Genomic DNA, 25,906 nt, shown 5'->3' with positions numbered 1-25,906 from the left:
GTGTTAAATTTATAGTAATATACATCACACGAGGAGGGTGATAAGAAGTGTTTATGTAAGATAAAGTATCATGAATCTAACGCGAATATAGATTGAGAAATTCTTGCGAGGAACGGGAAGGGAGATTAAGAGGTTCCGCCATTACGGAAGCGGACGACCTGCGCATGGATACCGGCTTGCAAATCCGGAAGGAGTTTGAGAATGTGATCAAGCGCGGATTGGGGATACACGCAATAGAAGCTTTGCCGCAAACGGATTTCCGGAAGCGAAATGCGCTCAATTTCGGCGTCGCTGCCGGCTGGCCAAAGGGAAGAAACGGGCAGAAAGGAGCAGCCGGTACCCTGCTCAACCATCTGGCGGATCAGATGGGAGCTGTCCACCTCGATGAGCTGCCGGGGATACACTCGCAGCGGGCGAAACAACTCGTGTTCCAGCAGCTCCCTTAGCGGCATGTACCGCTTGAGCAAAATGAAAGGCACTTCCTCCAGATAGGTGATGAGGCTGTGGTAGCGGGGGAATTCGGATTGCTTCGGACCGATAAAGACGAGCGGCTCCTCGAACAATTTTACGGTGCCCAATTGGGGGAGCGGGGAATAGGTTTGGTTGATGAAAGAGATATCGAGTTCACCGGAGGCCGTTCGCAAGGCCAAATCGAGCGATTGACCGGTATTGATTTTCCACTGGATCACCGACGTTTGCTGTTTGATGGACTGAATAACGGCCGGCAGCATGACATGGGTTAATGACTCCACGATGCCGATTCGGAGTATTTCCTCCGCGTGCGGATGCGGATCGGTGAGCGTGCGGATCGATTCCTGCCCGGCCTCCAGAGCGCTGAGGGCGTATTGGGCGTAGAAGTAAAATTTGCGGCCGGCTTCCGTCAGGAACGCGCCTGAACGTGTGCGGTGAAACAAAGGGGCGCCGAGTTCCGCCTCCAGGCCGGCGATCCGGAAACTGACGGCGGGTTGGGTTAAAGCGACGATCCCGGCGGCTTTGCTCATGCTTTCGCTTTCCGCTACGGCAATAAACACCTTGAGATCCAGCATGTCCATGGGCGAGGCCTCCTTTGGCAAAGGATACTGGCGAGGGAGTGAGATTATTTTACATGAAAATCCGATAACCCGGAAGAGGGGCGGGCAGGCTAGCCGTTTCGAACGTTCTGTGGTATAATAAAAAGTCGTTTATCCCTGTATTACGAAGCCTGCGGATGAGCGGCTTTTTATAAGAGAACGCGATTGAATGAAGAGAGGTGACATCCCTTGTTGGACCGACTACAATCCCTGGCTGACCGTTACGAGAAGCTGAGCGAACTGCTTTGCGATCCGGACGTCGCGAACGACTCGAAACGACTGCGGGATTACTCCAAAGAACAATCGGATTTACAGCCGGCTTATGAGGCGTACACCGAATATAAGAATGTTGTTGAAGAGCTGGAAGCGGCAAAAGCGATGCAGGCCGAGAAGCTGGATGATGAGATGCGCGAGATGGTGAAGATGGAAATCGAGGAACTGAGCGCGCGCCAGCAGGAATTGGAAGAGAAGATTCGCATTTTGCTGTTGCCGAAAGACCCGAACGACGATAAGAACGTAATTGTGGAAATTCGCGGTGCGGCCGGCGGGGATGAAGCGGCGTTATTTGCCGCCGATTTGTACCGGATGTATACGCGGTATGCGGACGCTCAGGGCTGGCGTGTCGACGTAATGGATATGAACGAAAGCGACCTTGGCGGTTTCAAAGAGGTTATCTTTATGATTAACGGCCGGGGCGCTTACAGCAAGCTGAAATACGAGAGCGGCGCGCACCGCGTGCAGCGCATTCCGGCGACGGAGTCCGGCGGACGGATTCACACGTCGACTTCGACAGTAGCGGTGTTGCCGGAAGTCGAGGACGTCGATATCGAAATTTTGGATAAGGATATTCGCGTCGATACGTTCTGCTCCAGCGGGGCGGGCGGACAATCGGTCAACACGACGAAATCCGCCGTACGGGTAACGCATATTCCGACCGGCATCGTGGCGACCTGCCAAGATGGGAAATCGCAGAACTCCAACAAAGAGAAGGCGCTGCAGGTGCTGCGCGCCCGGATCTTTGATATGAAACGTCAGGAAGAGGAAGCGAAATACGCCGGCGAACGGAAGAGCAAGGTGGGCACCGGGGATCGCAGCGAGCGGATCCGCACCTATAACTTCCCGCAAAGCCGGGTAACCGACCACCGTATCGGCTTGACCCTGCACAAGCTGGATCAGGTGATGAACGGGGAGATCGAAGAGATCGTATCGGCGCTGACGATTGCCGAACAAGCCGAACTGATGGAAAAAGGAGAATAACGTGTTGCACAATGAAGGATACCGGATGTCCGGTGCAATGACGATATGGGAAGCCCGTAAAGAGGCTTCTTCTTTTTTAGCGGCGGCGGGCGTGCGGGAGCCCGAGTCGAATGCGGAGCTGCTGCTCCGCCACGTGCTGGGTCTTGAGGGCGCGGCGTATCTGGCCGCGCTTCGCGAGCCGTTCCCGGCGGACAAGCAGGCCGCCTGGGAAGCGGTGATCCGCCGCAAAGCGGCGGGCGAGCCAGCGCAGTACATCACCGGGGAGCAGGAATTCTACGGGTTGACCTTCCGGGTCAACCCGGCGGTGCTGATCCCCCGGCCGGAAACGGAGCTGCTCGTGGAGCGCATCGCGCTGGAAGGCGATGCGCTGTGGCCCGGCGGCGCGCCGTACGCCGCCGACATCGGCACGGGCAGCGGCGCGATCGCCGCAGCCCTGGCTCATCTGCGCCCAGCATGGCGCGTCGCGGCGAGCGATATCTCGCCGGACGCCCTGGCGGTGGCGCAGGACAATGTCCGGCGGCTCGGCCTCGCGGTGGCGTTCAAGCAGGGGAACCTGCTTGAACCGTTCGCCGGCGAGCCGCTGGACATCGTGGTGTCGAATCCGCCGTACATACCGGCGGAGGAGATCCCGCACCTGCAGCCGGAGGTGCGGGACTATGAGCCGCGCGGCGCGCTGGACGGCGGCCCGGACGGGCTTGCGCCCTACCGGGCCATGATGGCGCAGCTCGCGCTGCTGCCGCGGCCGCCTCGCCTGATCGGCTTCGAGCTCGGCCAGGGCCAGGCCGCGGACGTCGCGGAGCTGCTGCGCGCCGCCGGCCATTGGGACGAGATCGTGACCGTCCCCGATCTCGCCGGGATTGACCGCCACGTGCTGGGCCTCGCGCACGGGCGATAACCCCTCCCCTTAACGCGACTCTATGAAAATAGGTGAATCTCCTTAACCAAAAGCCGCTCACTTTGGAAGGATAGTTTCATAGAATGTGGTATCTCAAGCCGAAAGGAGGAGATTCCACATGGCGTTCACACTGACGTTTCCGTATGCGCAAGCGGCCGGCGTCGGCCAAGGTTATTTCGTGGCCGCCGATCCGCTGGGCCCAACCGGGATCGTTACGGTCGCGGCTACGCTGGGTAACGTCGAGCTCCGCATTACCCGGTACAATGCGCCGGATTTTATCCAGACCGTGACGCAAGGCAGCACGTTTTCCGTTGAGCTTGGCAACATTCAAACCATCGGTATTTTCGCGCTGACGGCGGCTACGGGCCTCATCACGCTGATTACCCCCGTTTAACCTCCCCCTCCCATTTTCCTTTCTTATCCCGACTCCCCTTTTCGGGCACCAACGCTTGCGTTGGTGTCTTTTTTTTGCGCTGCCGGGAAAATAACCCCGAAAGGGAAACCTTTTCGCCGCTTTACCCGTTATTTGGGTCAAAGGGCTCATTTGTAGTTGGGGCGGGTTTCTTTTAAAGTAAAGGTACGGGGTTTCTTGATAAAGAAAAGAGGATGTTCATGCTGAGCAAACTGAAGAAAATCGATTACTCCATCGTCGTGATCCTGCTGCTGCTCATGGTCATCAGTATCGCGGTGCTGTACAGCGCCACGTCGGGCACCAAATATGACGGACACCATCTTCGCATGCTGGCGTATTACGCGCTGGGGTTCGCCGTGTTTTTCGGCGTTTCGATTGTCGACTACCGACTGCTGGTGAAGTACGCGCCCTATCTATACCTGAGCGGTTTCGGGCTGCTGGTCGTGGTCATGTTTATCGGCAATACGTATTACAACGCGACCGGTTGGCTGACGATTCCGGTCATTAATCAAAGCTTTCAGCCGGCGGAGTTTTTCAAGCTGCTGCTGGTTATCTTTCTCGGGTTCATGCTGCTGCGCAAACGCAAGCCCCGCCTCTCCTTCTGGCGTGATGTCGTGCCGATCTGCCTGCTGACCTTCATTCCGTTCGTCGCCGTGATGGCGCAGAACGACTTGGGGAATGCGCTGAGCTATCTCGTTATATTGGCGGGCATGCTGTGGATCGGGAACATCAAATATTGGCATGCGCTGATCGCCGTCGTGATCTTCGTTGGTTCGGTGATCGGAGGCATTACCGCCTACAAGACGTACCACGACCAGATGTACAACTTCCTCGTTGAAATCGGACGGGAGCATTGGGCGGATCGGATTGACCCGTGGCTCATCCCGGAGAAGGCGACGGACAAAGCGATCTATCATACGAAAAACGCCAAGCTGGCGATCGCCTCCGGCGGTATGACCGGGGAGGGCTACATGAAGGGGGAGACGGTCCAGTCGGAACGCGTGCCGCTCACCTACTCGGACTCCATCTTCGTGGTCATTGCCGAGGAGTTTGGGTTTATCGGAAGCTCGGCGCTGCTGCTGTTGTATTTTGTGCTGATTCACAGGTTGATCCTGATCTCCCTCGAAAGCCGCGAGACCAGCGGACCGTATTTAATCGTGGGGATCGTGGCCATGCTGCTGTATCAGATCTTCGAAAATGTCGGCATGTTCATCGGCCTGATGCCGCTGACAGGCATCACGCTGCCTTTCATCAGCTACGGCGGCACGTCGCTGCTGATTAATATGGCGAGCATCGGCGTGGCGATGAGCATCCGGATCTACGGGCAAGAGAAGGAAGAGGACAATCCGGTAGCGCCGGCGGCTGCGGTCTCGCGTTATTCCCTGCTGCGATCCAAACGCCGGCCGGAAGGCCAGGGGTGAACGGGAGGCGCGCGCGGGCGGATTCACTCTATTTTTCCGTGTGCGAAAATTTACTAGATTCCGAGGTTTAGAAGTCTCTTAACCGGACATACTGATAGACATCAGCTGCTGAAATACCGGTTTGGTTAGGAGCAAGAAATCATGAATCCACGCACGAATTCCCGTAAGAAACTCGCCCTTTTCTTCTTTTCTATTGTGATGCTGTTGATGTCCTGGGAGGGACAAATGGTGGACACCGCCGCTGCGGCGGGAACGCAAGGAGTGATTCCGCAGGAATCCATCCGGCTGCGCATTCTGGCCAATTCGGATGGGACTTCGGATCAGCTGGTCAAACGCCGTGTTCGCGATGCCGTGGTTGAGCAAATGAACGGCTGGGTCGCCGAGTTGGAAAATCCGCAAAGCCTGGACGAGGCTCGCCGGGTGATCCGCGACCATCTGCCTGCGATCGAGGAGCAAGTCGGCCAGACGCTCAAGAAATATGGGAAAAACTACGATTACCAAGTAGAGCTCGGCACGGTGCCGTTTCCGACGAAAATGTACGGCGGTGCGGTTTATCCGGCCGGCGATTACGAGGCACTGCGTGTAACGCTGGGCGAAGGCAACGGGAAGAACTGGTGGTGCGTATTGTTTCCGCCGCTGTGCTTCATCGACGCTGGCAGCGGGGATGCGCTGGCCAATGACGCGGGTGCGGCTACCGCTGCGGTTGCGAAGGCTTCGGCTGCCGGGACTTCAGGGGATGCGGTTCAGGTTGAGCCGGAGCAAGCGGAGGTTCGCTTCTTCCTGTGGGATATGTTGGTGAAACTGTGGAACTGGATTACAGGTTTATTTGCTTAAAAATTCATAGGATAAGCTGCCGTTCGGAGGGGTCCGGGCGGTTTTTTTGCGGCCTGCGTCGCCGGGACGGGCTATGCGCATGGATGGGTTCGGGTATAATAGTAGAATAGATTGACTACTGAACAGTTTGGGATGAGCGAGAATGAAGCGAAACGAATCGAAGGCATCTATTGAAAATAAACCCCGTGACACCTCAGACCTGCCTGCGCTGGGGAAGGTGGCGTCAAAGTGGACTCGCTGGTGGCGCGTCGAACCCCGGTCCGAAGCTTCGGAAGCTTCGTTCGCAGGGGAAGAGGCGGCGGCCCTGAAGGAAGCCGCCGCGGTCTTGGTCTCCGGCGGGACGGTGGCGTTCCCGACGGAGACGGTGTACGGGTTGGGGGCGGATGCGCGGAATACGGCGGCCGTGGAGGCGATCTTCGCCGCCAAAGGCCGTCCGTCCGATAATCCGCTGATCGTGCACATCGCCGAGGTGAGCCAGCTGGACGGACTCGTCACGGAAGTGAACGAGACGGCNGCGGCGCGCGGGGAGAAGACGGGGGTGCTCGCCTTCGACGAGCGCCTCCCGTCCTACCGCGCCGACTGCGCGCTATCGCTCGGCCGCGAGGCCGAGCTGGAGACGGCGGCGCACCGTCTCTACGCCGCGCTCCGCCGCTTCGACGAATGCGGCGTCACCTACATCCTCGCCGAAGCCTGCCCTGAGGAGGGGCTCGGCTCGGCGGTGATGAACCGGCTGCTGAAAGCCGCCGGTCATCGGGTGATTGAGGCCGGCGGAGATCAGGATGAGGGCAGGGGGTGAGGTCATGATCCGCATCGGCCTGGCCGGCTGGGGCGATCATGACGATTTATACCCTGCCCGGACGCCGGCCAAAGCCAAGCTTGCTTGGTACGCGAAGTATTTTAACGTGGTGGAGGTCGACAGCTCTTTTTACGCTGTGCTGGGGGAAGAGGTGTATCGCCGCTGGCTGGCGGAGACGCCGCCCAATTTCACGTTTATCATCAAAGCTTACCAAGGGATGACCGGCCATAGCCGGGGGAAATCGCCGTTTGGCGGTCCGGGCGACATGTTCCAGGCTTACCTGGACTCGATCCGCCCGGTGGTGGATGCCGGCCGGCTTAAAGCCGTCATGTTCCAGTTCCCGCCCTGGTTCGACTGCACGCCGGATCACGTCCGGCAACTGCGGGCGATCCGCCAGTGGATGGGGGGCTTGCCGCTTGCGCTGGAGTTTCGCCACCAAAGCTGGTTTACCGCCGACCACCGGGAACGCACGCTGGAATTCATGCGCCAGGAGGGCTGGATTCATATCGTCTGCGACGAACCCCAGGCGGGACAAGGTTCGGTTCCCACGGTGCTGGAACCAACGGATGTCGAGTTGACGATCGTCCGCATGCACGGCCGGAACGCCGCGGGCTGGAGCCAAGCCGGCGCATCCAACTGGCGGGAGATCCGTACGTTGTATCGTTATTCGCGTGAGGAGCTCCTGTCGTGGATCGAGAAGCTGGACCAGTTACTTCACAAAGGGACGAAGGAGATCTGCATGCTCTTTAACAACAACTCCGGCGGGGATGCAGCGGTTAACGCTTTGGAGATGATGGACCTGCTCGGCCAATCGCCGCGTGCGCTGCCGCCGCGTCAGCTGGATTTGTTTGGCGGCGGGGAGGAACTATGGGATTAATTGCTAATCCGCTGAATGGGATGAGCAACGCAACGCTTAATCCTCTTAATTCTCTCAGCCCCCTTGTTCCTTTTAAGTCCCACTCAGTCCGCTCAGTCCGCTTAGACCTCACGGTGCTATTGATCCGGTAAGTTGGCTAAGTTCCTAAGTTGCTAAGTTGCTAAGTTCCTAAGTTCCTAAGTTCCCTTAGTCCTCTTAGTTCTGTTCGTCCAGTTCATCCGTTTGAGGGTGTTGGACGCTCGTTTGATGCTGGGTCATTGAAAATAGCGGTATAATTTGGCGCTATTTTTCGGGGCGAGCCCTATTTGGGTTGAATAGCGGTATTTTATACCGTTATTTCTCCTGATTTAGGGCTGATGGCCTCAAAATAAGCGAAATAGCGCCACAAATTACCGCTATTATTGTGAAATGCGCCTAGCTAGTGAAAATAACGCCATAATTTACCTCTATTGGTGCGATTGGTGCGGCGTGGGCGGCGATCAAGGTGACATTCTGCTGTGTACCTGCTAATACTGAGGGGATCCGTCCTGTTGACGCCTTTTGCAAGCCCGCCATATCCCGCACGGACACGCTCCCACCATACATATGCTGCAAAGACAAGTAAAGTTTAGGCGGGACTTAGCCCCGTGAAGCGTTAAGCTGACATTACTGCCGCTCTGTTCCGTTGTAATCTCACATTTCCCGCACATCCCTCGCATTCTATGCACCCTCCACATCCCTTGCACCCTACATATGTTGCACACTTTGCAATCCCGCGCACACCTTGCACTCTTTACTCATCCCGCCCTGCGCACTCTCTACCCATCCTACATACCCCGCATACCCCCGGCACCCCGCACACCACGCACTCTCTACCCATCCTACAGGTCACTCTGCACATGCCTCACACCCTATATATGTTAAACACCTTGCACTCCCGCGCATACCCTGTACTCTTTTCCACAATCCTCACTCCCGCACTCTCTCCACAGCCTACATACCCCGCACATTCCTCGCACCCTATACATGCCGCACATCCTGCCCTCTTCAGCCCTGCACGCACTGCAGTTACCACACACCCTACAGCCCACAAGCCCCACCGTAAAATGGGGATGATCGGCGATGTCCGGCGTTGTCCAACGCGAATTTTCAGCGATTTGCTGAAAATTCCATAAGTCACGCCTATCCACCGAATGCCTGCTAATTCGGCTGCCACTTTGCCGCTAATCTCTGTCACCAGACACTCTTCCCCAACTAATCTCCGTCACTAGACGCCTCATCTCCCGCTAACCTCCGCCCGCAGACGCCTCCTCTCCCGCTCCGCCAAGTCATGAACCGGAACCTGTCCGCATATGGTTGTACAAAAGACGGGACAAAGGGGACTAACGGTTATGACGGAGGCTTATGAGCGGCTGGGAGAGATGGTGACGATCCTGCTGATGGCGGCAGCCTTGGGGATGGACGCTTTGTCGCTGGGCGTCGGTATCGGCATGAGAGGAGTCCGGCGGAAGGACGCGCTCCGCATCGGGACGATGGTCGCTCTCTTTCACGTGTTAATGCCTCTGCTGGGGATAGCGGCGGGACAATATGTCGGCGCCTTGCTGGGGAGTCTGGCGCGGTACGCTGCGGGCGGGTTGCTGTTCCTGCTTGGCGCGCATATGATCCTCAGCTCGATCAAGGGCAGCGGGATGCAGTCGATCAACCCCCGGACCTGGTTTGGCGTGCTGTTGTTCTCGTTAAGCGTCAGCATCGACTCTTTTTCCGTGGGTGTATCGCTGGGCATGTTCCGCGGGGAGTGGCTGCTGGCGGTGCTGGCTTTCGGACTTTTTGGCGGCGTGATGTCCTTGGTGGGGTTGGCGATGGGGAAAGGCGTGGGACGATCGTTAGGCGATTACGGCGAAGCGGCCGGCGGGGCGATCCTGCTGGCGTTTGGGCTGTTGTTTATCTTTTGATACGGCGGTTGTTTTCGTGATAAAATAAAGGTCCATACGCGGGAGAAGCTTTCCTGCTAAACCTGGAGGTGATAGGGCATGCGCATCTTGTTTGTTTGTACCGGAAATACCTGTCGCAGCCCGATGGCCGAAGGCATGCTGCGCAAGCTGGCACGAGACCGGGGGCTGGATGTGGAGGTTCGTTCGGCCGGTGTGGCCGCCATGAAAGGCAACTCCATCTCCCACCATGCGGGAGCCGTTCTGCGGGACCGGGGGATTACGGACGCCTTTGAATCCACCCCTTTACATGCCGAATTGGCAGATTGGGCCGATTTGATTCTGACGTTGACGCAAGGGCACAAGCGCCAGGTGATTCATTCGTTTCCGGGGACAGCCGATAAAATATTTACCTTAAAAGAGTACGTCGAAGACGACGCTGCGATTCTGGCCAATCTTGAGGAATTTTGGCGCCTCGCGGCGGACCGGGAGTTGGCCCGGGCGCTGGGCAGCGAATGGTCTGCGGAGCAGCAGCGCCGGCTGGATGAGCTGCAGCGGCGGTTGCCGGTCTACGACATCTCCGATCCGTTTGGCGGTTCGCGGGCGGACTATGACCGGGCTGCGGCGGAGATCGGGGCGGCGCTGGAGAAGCTGATCGCCAAGCTGGAGCGCGGCGAAGGGCATTAAACCTGTTGCATTTGCTTCGCTGATGTTTTATTCTAAGAGCAGAAGTTTCGTTCCGATGTAACTGGCGACAAGAGTGGATCAAACCACGATGGAGCATCGGAGAATACGGCCGGTCGCCTGGGCAAAGAGCACGACGCGCGTAAGTTGCGTTATGCTCTTTTTTTGTTGGGTGGTCATTGGCAAGGCGGAGGGTATTCCGTTTGCGGTGTGCGGTTCTCTGTTATAATAAGGACAGACTTGGCTGTATGTTCTTGGTTTGCAGAGAAAGGAGCAGGCATCAGATGGAGCAGGAAGAGCTCGAATTGATTCGGACTCAGGTGGCGACGATTGCGGAGGAAGTGGCCGCTGCCGCCAAGCTGGGCCCAGGGAAGCTGCTGGTCGTCGGGGCCAGTACCAGCGAAGTGGCAGGCAAACGAATTGGCACGGGCGGAGCCGAAGACATCGCGGCCGAGCTGTGGGCCGGGGTGGAGCAGGTTCGGGCCAAATACGGCTTCGACGTAGCGTTTCAATGTTGCGAGCATCTGAACCGTGCGCTCGTCATTGAACGGGCGGTGCTGGAGCGTCTTTCGTTGACGGAGGTGGCTGCGGTGCCGGTGCCGAGGGCCGGCGGATCGATGGCTGCGGCGGCCTACCGCCGCTTGTCGGACCCGTGCCTTGCCGAAATGCTTGAAGCCCACGCCGGGATCGATATCGGTGAAACGCTGATCGGCATGCATTTGCGCCGGGTGGCGGTGCCGTATCGTCCGTCGCTGCGCCAGGTTGGGCAGGCCCGTGTGACAGCGGCGACAACCCGTCCGAAGCTGATCGGCGGGGAACGGGCGGTGTACGTGCTTCCGCCGGAATCGGATTCCACGTTTTGCGATTCATAGGGGAAGTTTATTATAAGGAGGATGACGGAAGATGGAAAATTTGAGAAACCAAGATCCAGCCGTGCTGGAGGCCATGAATCTGGAGCTGAAGCGTCAGCGCAACAACATTGAGCTGATCGCTTCCGAGAACATCGTCAGCGAAGCGGTCATGGAGGCGATGGGCTCCGTACTCACGAACAAATACGCCGAAGGTTACCCGGGCAAACGATATTATGGCGGCTGCGAACGCGTAGATATCGTGGAAAACATCGCCCGCGATCGGGCAAAGGAATTATTCGGCGCCGAGCATGCCAACGTACAGCCGCATTCCGGTGCGCAAGCGAACCTGGCCGTTTACCTGGCTGCCCTCAAACCCGGCGACACCGTGCTGGGGATGAACCTGGCGCACGGCGGCCACTTGACCCACGGCAGCCCGGTCAACGCTTCCGGTCTGTTCTATAATTTCGTGGCGTACGGCGTACAGGAAGACACGTTCCTGATCGATTACGACGAGGTGCGCAAAGCGGCGTTCAAGCATCGCCCACGCCTGATTGTGGCTGGAGCAAGTGCATATCCGCGGATTATCGATTTCGAGAAGCTGGCTTCCATTGCAAATGACGTGGGTGCGCTCTTCATGGTCGACATGGCGCATATCGCCGGCCTCGTGGCAGCAGGGCTGCATCCGAACCCGGTGCCGCACGCTCATTTTGTGACGACCACAACGCACAAGACGCTGCGCGGTCCGCGCGGCGGGATGATTCTGTGCAAACAGCCATGGGCCGCTGCGATCGACAAAGCGGTATTCCCGGGCACGCAAGGCGGTCCGCTGATGCACGTCATCGCTTCCAAAGCGGTAGCTTTGGGCGAAGCGCTTCAGCCTTCTTTTAAAACCTATGCGGAAAATGTCGTGAAGAACGCTAAGGTCCTGGCGGAAACGCTGATTTCCGAAGGCTTGAACATCGTGTCGGGCGGAACGGATAACCACCTGATGCTGGTGGACACGCGCAACCTGAACATCACGGGCAAGGACGCTGAACATGTGCTGGATTCGATCGGCATCACGGTCAACAAAAATGCGATTCCGTTTGACCCGACCAGCCCGTTCGTCACCAGCGGGATCCGGATCGGTACGCCGGCTGCTACTTCGCGTGGCATGGATGAGGAAGCGATGAAGGAAATCGGCCGCATTATCGCCGTCGTGCTGAAATCGCCGAAGGACGAAGCGCTGCTGGACCAAAGCCGCAAGCAGGTATCCGCGCTGACCGACCGTTATCCGCTGTATCCGAACCTGAAATATTAATCCATTGACGCAGACGTTCCTCATTGGACGTTGATCCCAAAAAAAGCCGGGGCTGAATGCTCTCGGCTTTTTTGGCGTTGCAGGCCAGCTGTATTGGAATTGCCTTGCTTAAAGTTTGATTGCCATCACTCGCAGTCGGCTGGTATCCAGCATCCATTGCCCTTCCTTATATAACGCGGGTTCTGCGAGCCTTATTACCTCGTCATACAAGGCCGCCCTGTCGGACTGGACGAATTCAGGGAAGAAATACCCGGCGAAGCTGTCCAGCCACTTCCGCAAGCCCTCTTCCCCCTTCAGCGGGGTGGGAAGGTCAAAATGCCGGGCAGAGGTGACGCGGAAGCCGGTTCGTTCCAGCAGGCCGGCGTATTCGCCGATACTGGGGTGATACCACGGATTTCGCCCTTCCCAGGGAGATCCATGCGCTTTCAGCACCTGCTCAATCGCCCCGGTTAATGCGGCGACATTGCCTTTCCCGGCAAATTCGGCCACCAAGCGTCCGCCTGTTCGCAAGGCTTGATGAATCGTTTCGGCAACGGCGGGCGGCTCCGGAATCCAATGCAAGACGGCATGGGAAAATACAGCGTCAAAACGCACGTCGCTGCGGTACCGCCGCGCATCTGCGATTTGAAGATCCAGGCTGGGGTGTCTCTCCCTGGCCCGGTGGATCGTGTCCTCCGATGCGTCGATTCCCGTAGGGATCGCACCGGCAGCGGCGATGGCTGCGGTTAGGTCTCCGTTTCCGCAGCCGAGGTCAAGAATACGTTCCCCCGGCTTGGGCTGCAGCCAGGATAACAGATCCTCGCCCGCTCGGGTGCCTGCGGCCGGATGATCGTGAGAACCTGGGCGCGCGGTTGGGTTCAAGCTGTCTTGAGCGTGATTCATCCCTGATTCCGCCATGCTTCTATATTCAGTTCGTTGTTCAGCGCCGCGGCCGTCATGGCTCCCGAGGCGGCAGCGGCGATGGCCTGATGCCGCATTGTTATGGCGTCTCCGGCGCTAAAGACACCCGGCACGGTCGTTCTCCCGAACTCATCTACGAGAATCGTTCCGGCTTCACTTACCTGGCAGCCTAAGGTTTGCGGGAGGGGGGAGCCGAGCACCAGGTCCGGCCGGAAAAAGATCCCCCTGCACGAAATCGCAGTCCCATCCTCGAGAACAACTTGTCGCACCATCCCTTGTTCCGATTCAATGCTGCGGATGGGTGCGTCAAAGAGTGGGACGCCATGCTGCCGCAGTTCCTCGCGATCCGCTTCGGTCAGCCCGTCGGGGCCATTCGTGCATAAGGTGAAGCGGTTCGTCCAGCCCGCGATCAGCGGGATGAAATGCAGGGCATCCGCCCCTTTTGAAATAATCACCAAAGGCTCGTCGCGTAATTCCCAGCCGTCGCAGTACGGACAGACGAAGGCACTTTTGCCATAAACGTCCGAAAGGCCGGGGACATTCAGCGGCTGATCCTTCATGCCGACGGCAAACAGCAGCTTCTTGCTGCGGAAAATGGAGCCTCCGGCGGTTGTGACGTGGAAATGACCGTCCGTCCCGGCAACCGATTGGGCAGCCTCTTCGACAAAAGCAATGCCGGGATAGCGGGCGATTTGTTCTTTTGCAATCTGCCGCAGTTCCCCCGGGGGAATCCCGTCACGCGTCAGAAATCCGTGGGCCTCTCGAGTTACCGCGTTGCGAGGGCGGCCTTCGTCAATGACCACCGCCTTCTTTCGAGCTCTGCCTAACATGAGGGCGGCATTTAAGCCAGCGGGTCCGCCCCCGATAATCACGGCATCATAAATAGTTTCATTCATCTAACCTACACCTCCGTGGATCTGTAATATCCATAATTGGAATGCAAGAAGCGACATCGAATCACTTCTTGTATGCGGGGAATTTTCCGGCAGCGACGGCTGCCTCCACCACCGTCTGGATGGTATGCTCTTGCAGGTAACGATTTAATTGCTGCTCGGCGCCGTCCATGACCTGTTTGACGAGGCATACGCATCGCTCAGTATCCTGATCCTGATCGTCTTGGCAACGGTCACTGTGATCTTCTTCGGTAAGCAGTTGATGCTGTTTCGACTCCATATTCGAACATTCGAACAGGTGCTGACGGCCTTCGATGACTTGGATCACGTCAAGGAACGTAATTTGATCTGCCGGTCGAGCCAGCTCATATCCGCCGTTCACCCCCGGCACCGCGCGGACGATTCCGTCTTGCCGCAGTTTGGACATGATTTTGGAGAGGTAGCTCTCTGAAACACCCAGGGTCGCGGACAATGATTTGATGCCGACGTTCTGGTGGCGATCCGCCCCTGCCAGGTGAATGAGGGCGTGCAGCGCGTAATCGGTGCTTTTGGAATATTGCAGGGCCGCTCCCTCCTTTGTTAATTATGGACTTGATGTATCCATAATAATAAACGGGTATCCAGATTGTCAAGGCGTTTAGAGGGAGGCGGGGAGCGGGGCAATTTGTTGCTTCATATATAAAGGGGGGGAGAAGGCATCTTTTTGACGGCTTTGCAACATGTTCCGGCGAGGATGAAAATGCCAACTTGGAATGATATAATAGACAAGATTTGTGGAACGTTCGAAGAATGGGAACGAGAGAGCAAGTAAAGACTTAGCAATAAAAGCGGAGGGACGACGAAATATGGGAAAACTGGTGGTATGTGATCACCCTTTGATTCAACACAAACTGACCTTTATCCGCGATATGCGGACTAACACGAAGGATTTTCGTGAACTGGTAGATGAAGTGGCGACGCTGATGGCCTATGAAATTACGCGGGACATTCCGCTCGAGTCGATCAAAGTGCAAACGCCGGTAGCCGAAGCCGAATCAAAGGTGATTTCCGGGCGGATGTTGGGGCTGATTCCGATCCTTCGTGCGGGGCTGGGAATGCTGGACGGTGTATTGAAGCTGCTTCCGGCGGCCAAGGTTGGACATGTCGGCTTGTTCCGGGATCCGGATACGCTGCAGCCGGTGGAGTATTACATCAAGCTGCCTACGGACGTGCAGGAGCGTGAGTTGATTGTGATCGACCCGATGCTGGCGACCGGGGGGTCCGCAATTGCGGCCATTACCGCTTTGAAGAACCGCGGCTGCACTCAGATCAAGATGATGAACCTGATCGCTGCGCCGGAAGGCGTTAAAGCGGTGCATGATGTACATCCTGACGTAGACATCTACGTAGCCGCGTTGGACAGCCACCTGAATGAGCATGGCTACATCATCCCGGGGCTGGGCGATGCCGGCGACCGGTTGTACGGTACGAAGTAAACAAGGTACGGGCGATGATTACTGTAGGAGGCGTTCGCGCTTGGGGGGCCTTTCTTGCAGTTTGGAGCCCTTCTTACCGTAGTTCGGAGCCTTTCTACAGGTTGGAGGCCGCTCTAACGGAACTCAGGGCCCTTATTGCGAGCAAATCTCGCGTTTTATTAGTCTAACGGAACTCAGAGCTCTTATTTGTCCTTTTAGCAAGAACGCAGCGTTGTTTTGCGGCAAATAAGGTCCCCTAGTTCCGTTAGAACGAGAAACCCCGTGTTTTGGCCCGAATAAGGTCATCTAGTTCCGTTAGCCATCGGAGCGACCGGCTGAATTCAAGACTCGACGTCGCGAGTCACATGTCAGAACTCGCAACGCGATGGGAAGCTGATTTTTAGAAGTAGCATTACAATCGAAGTTTTAAAATCGGGTTTTCAGCGCCGAGAAGGTTGGATGAAGCTAGGGAGGGAGTAGCGGAGCGTAGCTGGAAGCTACGTGAGCAACGGAGCGACCGGCTGAATTCAAGATTCGATGTCGAGTCCGCATCCCTGATCCAACATCGCGATGGGAAGCCGATTTTAAAACAACCTCTATAAAGGAAGGGATTGAGTAGGGTGGGGAAGATTAAAGTAATGACCATCTTCGGCGTCAGACCCGAAGCGATTAAGATGGCGCCGTTGATTCTCGAACTGCAGAAGCATCCCGAGCAGATCGAATCGATCGTGTGCGTGACGGCGCAGCACCGCGAAATGCTGGATCAGGTGCTGGACGTCTTCAAGATCGTTCCGGATTATGATCTGGATGTCATGAAGCCAAATCAGACGCTGAACGAAATTACGATCCGAGTCCTTCAAGGACTGGAGGGCGTCCTCAAGGAGGCCAAGCCGGATATTGTGCTGGTGCATGGCGATACATTGACCACGTTTCTGGCGAGTTATGCCGCATTCCTGCAGCAAATCAAGGTGGGGCATGTCGAGGCCGGACTGCGGACTTGGAACAAGCTCTCCCCTTACCCGGAAGAGATGAACCGGCAGTTAACCGGCGTTTTGGCGGACCTGCATTTTGCTCCAACGGAGTGGTCGGCTGGGAATTTGAGGAAAGAAAATAAGCCGGAGTCAACTATATATGTCACAGGCAACACGGTAACGGATGTGTTTCAATATACAGTACAGCCGAATTATACAAATTCTGTGCTGGACTGGGCCGCTGGAAAGCGGCTTATTCTCATGACGGCGCACCGCCGCGAATCGCAAGGCGAGCCGCACTTGAACATCTTCCGGGCCGTAAGAAGAATCGCTGATGAATTCGAGGAGGTTGCCATCGTCTATCCGGTCCATCCCAGCCCTGCGGTAAGGGAACCGGCATACGAAACTTTGGGGGATCATCCTCGTATTAAACTTATCGATCCTTTGGATGTGGTGGATCTGCACAACTTCTATCCACATACGCATTTGATACTTACGGATTCGGGCGGTTTGCAGGAAGAAGCGCCTTCTTTTGGCGTTCCGGTGCTCGTGCTTCGCGATACGACGGAACGTCCCGAAGGAATCGAAGCGGGGACGCTGGAATTGGTTGGCACAGATGAGGAGATGGTTTATGAACGGACAAAGGCGCTGCTCACAGATCAGAACTTATATGAAACAATGAGCCGGGCGGCAAATCCGTATGGCGATGGAAAGGCATCGCAAAGAATTGTCAATGCGATTTGTCACCATTTCGGATTTTTGAACGAGCGTCCGGAGGAATTTCACAGAAAGTTCACAAACTAACGAAAATTTGTTTTGATCATGAGCCTAAAAAAGTATACAGTATTACTGTACGCTGTATGCGTTTTACTCAGGATTGCAAGGGCATATTTGGCATTTCAAAGCTTTAAATCACTAAAAAACCTCAATTGACAATATCTCTTCACAATTAGTAAAATAAATTGGGATTATTAGGGTGAATGAAATGGTAGACCCAACAAAACCTGGTAAAAACAACGGCGTATGGAAGGCTGTTGCTGTGGTAACCGCTTTAGGAACGAACTTTGCCGTGTGCGCTGTAGGAGGTTATTTCCTGGGCACCTGGATGGATAAGCTGTGGTTCAAGAATGGCCTGGGCATTGGCTTGGGCGTTCTGATCGGCATTGCAGCGGGAATCTTGGGCATCGTTGCGCTAATTAAGTCGGTTGTGGGGGGAAATGATGGATGAGCTGTCGAAATACAGCCGTGCTTTGACAGCCGGAACCCTAGGTTTCTTGGCCCTGTGTTTTGTCGGAGGCGCTTTATTGCCGGAAATTCAAAGCATTATGCTTGGCATCGCGCTCGGCTCGGCAGTAAGCTGGATTAACGCGGTTTACTTGGGCCGCAAGGTCCGGCAGGTGCTGGATGCCGCGGTAAACGGCGGTTCAAAGCGGTTGAACATGGGGTTTCTGACCCGTGCAGCCCTGGCGGTTCTAGCGGTATTTGCCGCTCTGAAATATCCGCAATACCTTAACGTGTATGCGGTTGCCGGCAGTCTGGTTTTTGCGCAATTTTTTCTTCTTTTTATAGGCATTCGTTTTTCTCGTAAGCCTTAGGCTGGAAACATTTCAACTTGGAATGGGGGTGAGAAAACATGCATGAAGCTCCGGTCATAGAATTGGGCGGCCTGCGTTTAGACCTGTCCATCATCTTGATGCTGGTAGTGACCTGCACCATTGTGTTCGTCATTGCGCGTCTAGCGACTCGGAATCTATCGGTAGAGAACCCCGGTAAGCTGCAGAATTTCATGGAATGGGCGACGGAGTTCGTTCAGAACTTGATCTCGAGCACCATGGATCTGAAGAAAGGGAAACCTTTTCTCTCCCTGGCCATGACGATGATTATGTTTATTTTTGTCGCAAATATGCTAGGGTTGTTGTTTGGGGTCGTTACTGAGTATCATGATCCGGCAAAAGCAACGGTTTTCGGTCAGGAAATTACTTCGGTGACCAAGGTTCTTGCGGAAGAGCACGAGAAGCACCCGGGTGAGGAAGCTCACGCCGAGGTGGCTTGGTGGAAATCGCCAACAGCGGATCTCAGCGTAACGATGGGTCTGGCCTTGCTGGTGTTCGTGTTATCCCATGGTCTGGGGATGGTAAGGAATACGAAAAACTATTTCAAGCACTATATTCAGCCCTATCCGTTCTTCCTACCGATTAACCTGATTGAACAGCTGTCGAAGCTGCTGACGCACGGCGTCCGTCTTTACGCGAATATCTTCGCGGGCGAGGTGCTGATCTCCACGATTATGACTTTAGCCAAAGCCAGCGTGGTCGGTGCGATCTTCTCCGTTCCGCTGCTGATGGTCTGGGACGGGTTCAGTATTTTCGTCGGCGCGATCCAGGCGTTTGTCTTTGTCATCTTGATGATGGTGTACATCTCGCAGAACCTCGAAACTCACGAGGAAGAGCATTAAACGGGCGAGCTCGTAGAGCCCTAGCTTCAAAGATTACTTAAGTTTCAAGTTACGGATTGGAGAACATCTTCAACCTGACTGAACTATAAAAATTTGATTTTACATTTAAGGAGGATATACACAATGGGAGCAATGGCATATTTGGCAGCAGCTATCGTAGCAGGTTTGGGCGCGTTCGGCGCAGCGCTGGGTAACGGTATGGTTATCAGCAAAACGGTCGAAGGGATTGCGCGTCAACCTGAAGCGAAGTCTACTCTGCAAACGACGATGTTTATCGGGGTCGGTTTGATCGAGGTACTTCCGATCATCGGCGTCGTCCTGGCATTCATGTTCTTTGGTCAGGCTTAATAAGATTTCTAGAAAAGAACTGGCGGGGAAGGCCACAGCCGTCCACGCCTTCTTTTTAGCCCGGAGTGGGCGATACGCTATATGCGGATAGGCTTCGGAAAGGAGTGACTTAAGTTTGGAAATCGTATGGGAAAACACCGTCATCGCGTTGATCGCGATCGGGATTTTATACTTCTTATTGAACAAATACGCTTTCGGTCCGTTGTTTGCCGTGATGGAAAAACGCCGTGAACTCGTGCAGCAGCAGCTGAGCGAAGCGGCGCAGACTCGCGAGCAGGCGACTGCCTTTGTGGAGGAGCAAAAAGCGGCTCTCCAGCAAGCGCGCAAAGAGGCGTATGACATTATCGAACAATCCAAGCAAACGAGTACCAAGCAAGCTGCTCAAATGCTGGAGCAAGCCAAGGACGAAGCTTCCCGCTTGAAGGATGAAGCAGTACGCGACATTCAGAACGAGAAGAACCGCGCTGTGGAACAGCTCCGCAGCGAAGTTGGCGCGGTATCGGTGAAGATCGCGTCCAAGCTGATCGAGAAGGAAGTCAGCGAAGAAGGCGTTCAAGGCGAATTGGTCGACAAGTATCTTAAAGAGGTCGGTGGCCGCTCATGAGCCGCGAGACCGTAGCCGCAAAACGGTATGCCAAAGCGCTGTATGAAATCGCCGCGGCGGAAGCCCGGACGCTGGAGGTCGAAGAAGAACTGAAGGCACTGGCGGCAGCTTTTCAGTCAGGGGATGACATTGAGCATTTCATTGACTCGCCGAAGATTACGGAAGCTGCGAAATGGGAAGCCATTTCCCGCGCGATTGAAGGCAAACTGTCCAAACCCGTGGTTTCGACGGTGAAGCTCCTGGTGGAACGCGGAAGAATCGGGCTCTTACCGGATCTGGTGGACGCTTACGTGAGCATTTCCAGCGAAGCGTTGGGGCTTGCGAATGCCGTGGTTACGACCACTTACCCGCTGAACGAGGACGAGAAGCAGCAGGTTGCTGCGGAGTTCGGCGCACTCGTGAACAAGAAGATTCGGGTCGAGAATGTGATCGAACCATCGCTGCTCGGCGGAATGAAAGTGCGGATCGGCGATACGTTGTACGATGGAAGCTTGGCCGGGAAACTGGAACGGCTCGAAAAGTCTTTTCGAAGACAAGCACTGTAGATAGGGGTGAAACACTTGAGTATCAGACCTGAAGAGATCAGTACACTGATTAAAAGTCAGATCGAACAATATAAATCGGAAATCGAAGTGGCCGAAGTAGGCACCGTTATTCAAGTTGGTGACGGTATCGCCCGTGTCCACGGACTAGAGAACGCCATGGCGAACGAGCTGCTCGAGTTTGAAAACGGCGTTTTTGGTCTTGCCCTTAACTTGGAAGAAAGCAATGTCGGTGTCGTAATCCTCGGCCCTTACAGCGAAATCCGCGAAGGCGATCAAGTGAAACGGACCGGCCAAATCATGCAGGTTCCGGTAGGCGAGGCGATGCTGGGCCGCGTTGTGAACCCGCTGGGTCAAGCAATCGACGGCAAAGGACCGATCGAAACGACGGAATTCCGTCCAGTCGAAAATAACGCTCCGGGCGTTATCGACCGGAAATCGGTGCATGAGCCGATGCAAACCGGGATCAAAGCGATCGACTCGATGGTTCCAATCGGCCGCGGCCAACGGGAATTGATCATCGGTGACCGTCAAACCGGTAAAACGGCGATTGCCATCGACACGATCATCAACCAAAAAGGCAACGGCGTGAAATGTATCTATGTTGCCATCGGACAAAAGCAATCCACCGTTGTTAACGTAGTGGAAACCCTTCGCCGCCACGGCGCGTTGGATTACACGATCGTGGTTTCGGCTTCCGCATCGGAACCGTCTCCGCTCCTCTACATCGCGCCTTATGCCGGTGTAGCGATGGCCGAGTACTTCATGTACAAAGGCGAACATGTCTTGATCATCTATGATGACTTGTCGAAGCAAGCTGCGGCTTACCGCGAATTGTCCTTGCTGCTTCGCCGTCCGCCAGGCCGCGAGGCGTTCCCGGGCGACGTCTTCTACCTGCACTCCCGTCTGCTGGAACGTGCAGCTAAATTGAGCGATGAGCTCGGCGGCGGTTCGATCACGGCGCTTCCGTTTATCGAAACGCAAGCTTCCGACGTATCGGCCTACATTCCGACGAACGTCATTTCGATTACCGACGGACAAATCTTCCTGGAGTCCGACCTGTTCTACTCCGGTCAACGCCCGGCGGTTAACGTAGGGATCTCGGTATCCCGGGTCGGCGGTTCCGCGCAAATCAAGGCGATGAAGAAAGTCGCCGGTACCCTGCGTCTGGACCTGGCTCAATATCGCGAGCTTCAAGCGTTCTCCCAGTTCGGTTCCGACCTGGACAAATCGACGCAAGCCCGGTTGACCCGCGGTTCGCGGATGATGGAAATCCTGAAGCAAGGCGTCAACCAGCCGCTGGCTGTCGAACTGCAAGTGGTCAGCTTGTACACGGCGGTGAAAGGTTACCTGGACGATATTCCTTTGGCCGACGTTCGCCGCTTCGAAGCGGAATTCCTATCCTTTATCCAAAATCAGCATAACGACGTGCTGCAATCGATCCGCGACACGAAGGATCTGACGGCAGACAACGAAGCGAAGCTGAAAGAAGTGATCGAGCAATTCAAGCGCGGTTTCGCGACTACGGCATAAAAGTTCTTGCGGCACAAACCGGCTTTGACGAAGCGCAACGCCGGTTTACGCCTGTGTGTAAAAATACTTTGGGGATGCCAATTGTTAGTGCGATAAAAGGTTGATCTCATTAACGTGAGTGTCAGGCAAGAGGGTGTAAATGATTCTGAAGAAGCGAAGCGTTCGCCTTTGTGAGCAGATTTCTACTATATTTGAATTGATCAATTCAAGAAATCTGCGAGCAACAGCGATCGTAAGAACATTTCACTTTCGCAGCCCTTATCACTCACTGTCATCTCGATCAAACTTTCTCGAAGTAACTTGGCCACGCCAAAGTTAAGCAAATGCTTACGAAGCTAGTTTTGGCTCTGCCAAAACTTTAAGGTGGTGAAATCATGGCAAAAGGGATGCGCGAAATCAAGCGTCAGATCAAAAGCGTTCAGAACACCCGGCAAATCACCAAGGCGATGGAAATGGTTGCTTCCGCCAAGCTGCGTAAAGCGCAGGAGAGAGCGCAAGCCTCCCGTCCTTATGCAGAGAAGCTGAAGGAGGTCGTCTCCAGCATCGCGGCTGCCTCCCAAGGCGTCAGCCATCCGATGCTCGTGACGCGTCCGGTGAAGCGGACCGCTTATATCGTGATCACATCCGACGGCGGGTTGGTCGGCGGTTATAACGCGAATATTCTGCGGAAAGTGACGGATCTGCTCCGTTCCCGCCACGCCTCATCCTCGGAATACGAGCTGTTCGTAATCGGCCGCAAAGGCAGAGATTATTTGAAACGCCGCAATTATCCGGTGGTACAAGAGGTGACCGAGCTTTCGGATTCGCCGAGATTCGCCGACATCAAATCGTTGACCTATGCAGCAGTGCAAGGCTTCGAAACCGAACAATTCGACGAAATTTACGTTTGCTATAACCGGTTCGTCAATGCGATTACCCAACTGCCAACCGTGGAGCGCCTGCTTCCGTTTGATTCCGTGGAGCACGAAGGTCCGGCCAGCAGCTATGAGTATGAACCTTCACCGGAAGGCGTATTGGAAGTGCTCCTTCCGAAATATGCCGAAACGTTGATCTTTGGCGCGCTTCTTGACGGGAAAGCGAGTGAGCTTGGCGCGAAAATGACCGCCATGGGCAGCGCAACGAAAAACGCGTCGAAGATGATCAATGAACTAACCCTGACGTACAACCGCGCTCGCCAAGCGGCGATTACGCAAGAAATCACGGAGATCGTTGCCGGAGCAAACGCACAAGGCTGATCGTTCCGGGCAGCAATATTAGGAGGGAAACGAAGATGAACAAAGGACGCGTTGTCAGCGTAATGGGTCCGGTTGTTGACATCGAGTTTGGGCGCGGTCAACTGCCGGAAATCTTCAACGCTATAAAAATTGAGAAGCAGGACGGCCAGTCTGCGCTGGTTCTGGAAGCTTCCAATCATCTGGGCGACAACCTCGTTCGCTGTATCGCCATGGCCTCGACGGACGGCCTGGTGCGCGGTACGGAAGCGATCGATCTGGGTGCACCGATTTCGGTTCCGGTTGGAGAAGCGACGCTCAGCCGCGTATTTAACGTGCTGGGCGAACCGATCGACAAGAAAGGCGAAGCTGCCACCGAACTGAAATATCCGATCCACCGCGAACCGCCGAAGTTTGATGAACTGTCGACGCAAGCGGAAATGCTGGAAACCGGGATCAAGGTAATCGACCTGCTGGCGCCGTATGCCAAAGGCGGTAAAATCGGTCTGTTCGGCGGTGCCGGTGTAGGGAAGACCGTTACGATCCAGGAATTGATCCGGAACATCGCTCACGAACACGGCGGGATTTCCGTATTTGCCGGCGTAGGGGAACGTACCCGTGAAGGGAACGACCTGTACATGGAAATGACGGAATCCGGCGTTATCGAGAAGACGGCGATGGTGTTCGGACAAATGAACGAGCCGCCGGGCGCACGCTTGCGCGTTGCCTTGACAGGCCTGACCATGGCTGAATATTTCCGCGACCAGGAAGGCCGCGACGTATTGCTCTTTATCGACAACATCTTCCGGTTCACGCAAGCGGGCTCCGAAGTATCCGCCTTGCTCGGACGGATGCCTTCCGCGGTAGGTTACCAGCCAACGCTGGCGACTGAAATGGGTCAATTGCAAGAACGGATCACTTCCACTAAGAAAGGTTCCGTTACGTCGATCCAAGCGATTTACGTGCCGGCGGATGACTATACGGACCCGGCTCCGGCAACGACGTTTGCTCACTTGGACGCAACGACGAACTTGGAACGGAAAATTTCCGAAAAAGGGATTTTCCCGGCCGTGGACCCGCTGGCTTCCAGCTCGCGGATTTTGACGCCGGAAATCGTGGGCGAAGAGCATTATGCCGTAGCCCAAGGCGTAAAACAAATCTTGGCTCGTTATAAAGAATTGCAGGATATCATCGCCATCCTCGGTATGGATGAATTGTCCGACGACGATAAAACGCTGGTGGCCCGCGCCCGGAAGATCGAACGTTTCCTGTCGCAGCCATTTAACGTGGCGGAGCAGTTCACGGGGATCCCGGGCAAATACGTGCCGGTCGCCGAAACGGTCCGCAGCTTCAAGGAAATTCTGGACGGCAAGCACGACGACCTTCCGGAAGCCGCGTTCCTGTTCGTAGGAACGATCGAAGAAGCCGTCGAGAAGGCAAAGACGCTGTAAATCCAAGCCGTATCCGGATGCTTCAGAAATGAACTGTCCCACGAACAGGAGGGATAAACTTGAGCAGCTTTTTATTGGAAATCGTAACGCCGGAGCATGTGGTGTACTCGAAAGAGGTGGACAGTCTGACCGTCCGCGGACTTGAGGGGGAGCTTGGCATCTTGCAGGGCCACATCCCGCTCGTCACCCCGCTGCAAGTTGCTCCAGTGGTTGCGAAAACCGGCAAGGAAACGACGACGATCGCCGTACACGGCGGATTCATCGAAGTGCAGGGCGATAAGGTGATCGTGCTTGCCGAAAGCGCAGAGCTGCCGGAAGAGATCGACCTGGAGCGGGCGATTGCGGCCCGTGAGCGTGCGGAGCGCCGGTTGGCGGCTCGCAGCAACCAGGACCGTGTCGATCACCGCCGCGCGGAGTTGGCGCTGCAACGGGCGGTTACGCGGATCAACGTATCCAGCAACAACCGCAATAAGCATTAGAATTGCGAGATAACGGGCACCTCTATAGGGTGCCTGTTTTTCTTTCAGAATGACGTGAGAATGATATTTAGCTAATAGATGGATTTGGAAGCCTTTGCAAGGCAAAGAAAAGCTGGATTATTGCTGCGATGGCAAGTATGATATAGAAGGTCTATATTTTTACAAGTTTATTACCGATATATAATACGTGTTGTGGAGCTTGGAGCAAGACGGATCCAGGTAAAGATTAACCGTTTAGGTACTTGCTGCATAAATATAAACGTGATGGAGGATATCGTTATGAATCCGGTCGACCAGGTAGCGGCTTCGGTTGGAGTGGGCGGCTTGACAGCCATCCTCGTCTCCTTGGCATGCGTGGCGATGTCATGGTGGGCGCTGCAGAACTTGAAGCTGGATTTATTCATCCGCCACCCCAAGGGACCGCAAGGCAAATTGTTGCAGCTGCTGCTGGCGGTGGTATTGGGCCGTGCTGTAGCCGCATTTGTCTTGGAATATTGGGGATATACCCAAATGTTGAAGTATATGTTCTGATCAAGCGTAAGAGGGTTTGCGGGGTTGGAAGGTACAAAGATCAGGAAGTAAATTGTCGAATAACATCAATTCATTGTGTCAACAATGGTGAGTAAGGACTACGACTCGAGAGCATGTCCATGAACAGGGCAAGAGGCGATTTCTGCGCCAAAACACGCTTTTTCGACAGGATTAGAGCCTTGTGTGCCTTAAATGACCGGTGATATGATGAAATTTAGGGAATGAACAGG

Annotated in this window: 28 protein-coding genes and 1 riboswitch; of the genes, 24 read left to right on the top strand and 4 right to left on the bottom strand. The window is 55.4% G+C overall.

Annotated features, from left to right (window positions below; all coding sequences use genetic code 11):
* Window positions 1-125: 125 nt before the first annotated feature.
* The gene (locus BN3795_RS06345; protein ID WP_068783862.1) at window positions 126-1,052 is read right to left on the bottom strand and encodes a LysR family transcriptional regulator; all 927 of its coding nucleotides are present in this window, start codon (window positions 1,050-1,052) and stop codon (window positions 126-128) included.
* Window positions 1,053-1,259: 207 nt separating this feature from the next.
* Here BN3795_RS06345 and prfA point away from each other — a divergent pair, with 207 nt between their 5' ends.
* From prfA to glyA, 11 genes are all read left to right on the top strand, one after another.
* Window positions 1,260-2,327, top strand: coding sequence for a peptide chain release factor 1 (prfA, locus tag BN3795_RS06340; protein WP_068783861.1), 1,068 nt, complete (start codon window positions 1,260-1,262; stop codon window positions 2,325-2,327).
* Window positions 2,328-2,352: 25 nt separating this feature from the next.
* Window positions 2,353-3,222, top strand: a complete 870-nt coding sequence (prmC, locus tag BN3795_RS06335; RefSeq protein WP_068784056.1) for a peptide chain release factor N(5)-glutamine methyltransferase — start codon at window positions 2,353-2,355, stop codon at window positions 3,220-3,222.
* 118 nt (window positions 3,223-3,340) lie between these two features.
* Window positions 3,341-3,616, top strand: a complete 276-nt coding sequence (locus tag BN3795_RS06330) for a hypothetical protein (protein WP_068783860.1) — start codon at window positions 3,341-3,343, stop codon at window positions 3,614-3,616.
* Window positions 3,617-3,834: 218 nt separating this feature from the next.
* Window positions 3,835-5,055, top strand: a complete 1,221-nt coding sequence (locus tag BN3795_RS06325; RefSeq protein WP_068783859.1) for an FtsW/RodA/SpoVE family cell cycle protein — start codon at window positions 3,835-3,837, stop codon at window positions 5,053-5,055.
* A gap of 141 nt (window positions 5,056-5,196) precedes the next feature.
* Window positions 5,197-5,889, top strand: coding sequence for a stage II sporulation protein R (gene spoIIR, locus BN3795_RS06320; protein WP_068783858.1), 693 nt, complete (start codon window positions 5,197-5,199; stop codon window positions 5,887-5,889).
* Window positions 5,890-6,031: 142 nt separating this feature from the next.
* Window positions 6,032-6,685: an L-threonylcarbamoyladenylate synthase gene (locus BN3795_RS06315; RefSeq protein WP_068783857.1), complete on the top strand. Its 654-nt coding sequence runs from the start codon at window positions 6,032-6,034 to the stop codon at window positions 6,683-6,685.
* 4 nt (window positions 6,686-6,689) lie between these two features.
* Entirely contained in the window at window positions 6,690-7,562 is an 873-nt protein-coding gene (locus BN3795_RS06310) for a DUF72 domain-containing protein (protein ID WP_068783856.1), read from the top strand.
* 1,370 nt (window positions 7,563-8,932) lie between these two features.
* A complete protein-coding gene (locus BN3795_RS06305; RefSeq protein ID WP_068783855.1) occupies window positions 8,933-9,493 on the top strand; it encodes a manganese efflux pump MntP in 561 nt (186 codons plus the stop codon).
* A 78-nt stretch (window positions 9,494-9,571) separates the two neighbouring features.
* Window positions 9,572-10,156 carry a low molecular weight protein arginine phosphatase gene (locus tag BN3795_RS06300; protein ID WP_068783854.1) on the top strand — a complete coding sequence of 195 codons (585 nt, stop codon included), beginning with the start codon at window positions 9,572-9,574 and terminating at the stop codon, window positions 10,154-10,156.
* A 47-nt stretch (window positions 10,157-10,203) separates the two neighbouring features.
* Window positions 10,204-10,286, top strand: a riboswitch (ZMP/ZTP riboswitch).
* Between the two features lie 151 nt (window positions 10,287-10,437).
* Entirely contained in the window at window positions 10,438-11,025 is a 588-nt protein-coding gene (locus BN3795_RS06295) for a TIGR01440 family protein (RefSeq protein WP_068783853.1), read from the top strand.
* Window positions 11,026-11,056: 31 nt separating this feature from the next.
* Entirely contained in the window at window positions 11,057-12,304 is a 1,248-nt protein-coding gene (gene glyA, locus BN3795_RS06290; protein WP_068783852.1) for a serine hydroxymethyltransferase, read from the top strand.
* A 108-nt stretch (window positions 12,305-12,412) separates the two neighbouring features.
* Here the strand turns inward: glyA and BN3795_RS06285 are convergent, their stop codons facing one another.
* The 3 genes from BN3795_RS06285 to BN3795_RS06275 form a co-directional block, all read right to left on the bottom strand.
* On the bottom strand, window positions 12,413-13,186 hold the full coding sequence (locus BN3795_RS06285) for a class I SAM-dependent methyltransferase (protein WP_068783851.1): 774 nt from the start codon (window positions 13,184-13,186) through the stop codon (window positions 12,413-12,415).
* A complete protein-coding gene (locus tag BN3795_RS06280) occupies window positions 13,183-14,100 on the bottom strand; it encodes an NAD(P)/FAD-dependent oxidoreductase (RefSeq protein WP_068783850.1) in 918 nt (305 codons plus the stop codon). Before BN3795_RS06280 ends, BN3795_RS06285 begins: the two co-directional genes overlap by 4 nt.
* 61 nt (window positions 14,101-14,161) lie before the next feature.
* The gene (locus BN3795_RS06275) at window positions 14,162-14,659 is read right to left on the bottom strand and encodes an RrF2 family transcriptional regulator (protein WP_068783849.1); all 498 of its coding nucleotides are present in this window, start codon (window positions 14,657-14,659) and stop codon (window positions 14,162-14,164) included.
* Window positions 14,660-14,942: 283 nt separating this feature from the next.
* Between BN3795_RS06275 and upp the strand changes: the two genes are divergently transcribed.
* The 13 genes from upp to BN3795_RS06210 all read left to right on the top strand — a co-directional run bounded on the left by upp (window position 14,943) and on the right by BN3795_RS06210 (window position 25,676).
* The gene (upp, locus tag BN3795_RS06270; protein WP_068783848.1) at window positions 14,943-15,572 is read left to right on the top strand and encodes a uracil phosphoribosyltransferase; all 630 of its coding nucleotides are present in this window, start codon (window positions 14,943-14,945) and stop codon (window positions 15,570-15,572) included.
* 599 nt (window positions 15,573-16,171) lie between these two features.
* Window positions 16,172-17,326: a non-hydrolyzing UDP-N-acetylglucosamine 2-epimerase gene (wecB, locus tag BN3795_RS06265; protein WP_068783847.1), complete on the top strand. Its 1,155-nt coding sequence runs from the start codon at window positions 16,172-16,174 to the stop codon at window positions 17,324-17,326.
* Between the two features lie 181 nt (window positions 17,327-17,507).
* Complete coding sequence (locus tag BN3795_RS06260) at window positions 17,508-17,750, top strand: AtpZ/AtpI family protein (RefSeq protein WP_068783846.1); 243 nt, start codon at window positions 17,508-17,510, stop codon at window positions 17,748-17,750.
* Window positions 17,740-18,117, top strand: coding sequence for an ATP synthase subunit I (locus BN3795_RS06255; protein ID WP_232729859.1), 378 nt, complete (start codon window positions 17,740-17,742; stop codon window positions 18,115-18,117). Before BN3795_RS06260 ends, BN3795_RS06255 begins: the two co-directional genes overlap by 11 nt.
* Window positions 18,118-18,155: 38 nt before the next feature.
* Window positions 18,156-18,977, top strand: a complete 822-nt coding sequence (atpB, locus tag BN3795_RS06250) for a F0F1 ATP synthase subunit A (protein ID WP_068783844.1) — start codon at window positions 18,156-18,158, stop codon at window positions 18,975-18,977.
* A gap of 123 nt (window positions 18,978-19,100) precedes the next feature.
* The gene (gene atpE / locus BN3795_RS06245; RefSeq protein WP_068783843.1) at window positions 19,101-19,325 is read left to right on the top strand and encodes a F0F1 ATP synthase subunit C; all 225 of its coding nucleotides are present in this window, start codon (window positions 19,101-19,103) and stop codon (window positions 19,323-19,325) included.
* A 115-nt stretch (window positions 19,326-19,440) separates the two neighbouring features.
* A complete protein-coding gene (gene atpF / locus BN3795_RS06240; RefSeq protein WP_068783842.1) occupies window positions 19,441-19,929 on the top strand; it encodes a F0F1 ATP synthase subunit B in 489 nt (162 codons plus the stop codon).
* Window positions 19,926-20,474 (top strand): F0F1 ATP synthase subunit delta, encoded by a 549-nt coding sequence (locus BN3795_RS06235; RefSeq protein ID WP_068783841.1) that lies wholly within the window; start codon window positions 19,926-19,928, stop codon window positions 20,472-20,474. The genes atpF and BN3795_RS06235 overlap by 4 nt, the downstream gene beginning before the upstream one ends.
* Window positions 20,475-20,489: 15 nt before the next feature.
* Window positions 20,490-22,004 (top strand): F0F1 ATP synthase subunit alpha, encoded by a 1,515-nt coding sequence (gene atpA, locus BN3795_RS06230; protein WP_068783840.1) that lies wholly within the window; start codon window positions 20,490-20,492, stop codon window positions 22,002-22,004.
* 374 nt (window positions 22,005-22,378) lie between these two features.
* Complete coding sequence (gene atpG / locus BN3795_RS06225; RefSeq protein WP_068783839.1) at window positions 22,379-23,239, top strand: ATP synthase F1 subunit gamma; 861 nt, start codon at window positions 22,379-22,381, stop codon at window positions 23,237-23,239.
* Window positions 23,240-23,274: 35 nt separating this feature from the next.
* Entirely contained in the window at window positions 23,275-24,666 is a 1,392-nt protein-coding gene (gene atpD / locus BN3795_RS06220) for a F0F1 ATP synthase subunit beta (RefSeq protein WP_068783838.1), read from the top strand.
* 59 nt (window positions 24,667-24,725) lie between these two features.
* Window positions 24,726-25,145 (top strand): F0F1 ATP synthase subunit epsilon, encoded by a 420-nt coding sequence (locus BN3795_RS06215; protein ID WP_068783837.1) that lies wholly within the window; start codon window positions 24,726-24,728, stop codon window positions 25,143-25,145.
* 279 nt (window positions 25,146-25,424) lie between these two features.
* A complete protein-coding gene (locus tag BN3795_RS06210) occupies window positions 25,425-25,676 on the top strand; it encodes a DUF1146 family protein (protein WP_068783836.1) in 252 nt (83 codons plus the stop codon).
* Window positions 25,677-25,906 lie beyond the last annotated feature (230 nt).

The sequence above is a fragment of the Paenibacillus phocaeensis genome, from assembly GCF_900021165.1.
Taxonomy (GTDB): Bacteria; Bacillota; Bacilli; order Paenibacillales; family Paenibacillaceae; genus Fontibacillus; species Fontibacillus phocaensis.
Note: the sequence above shows the minus strand (reverse complement) of the source record. Positions and strands in the feature narration are given on the sequence as shown.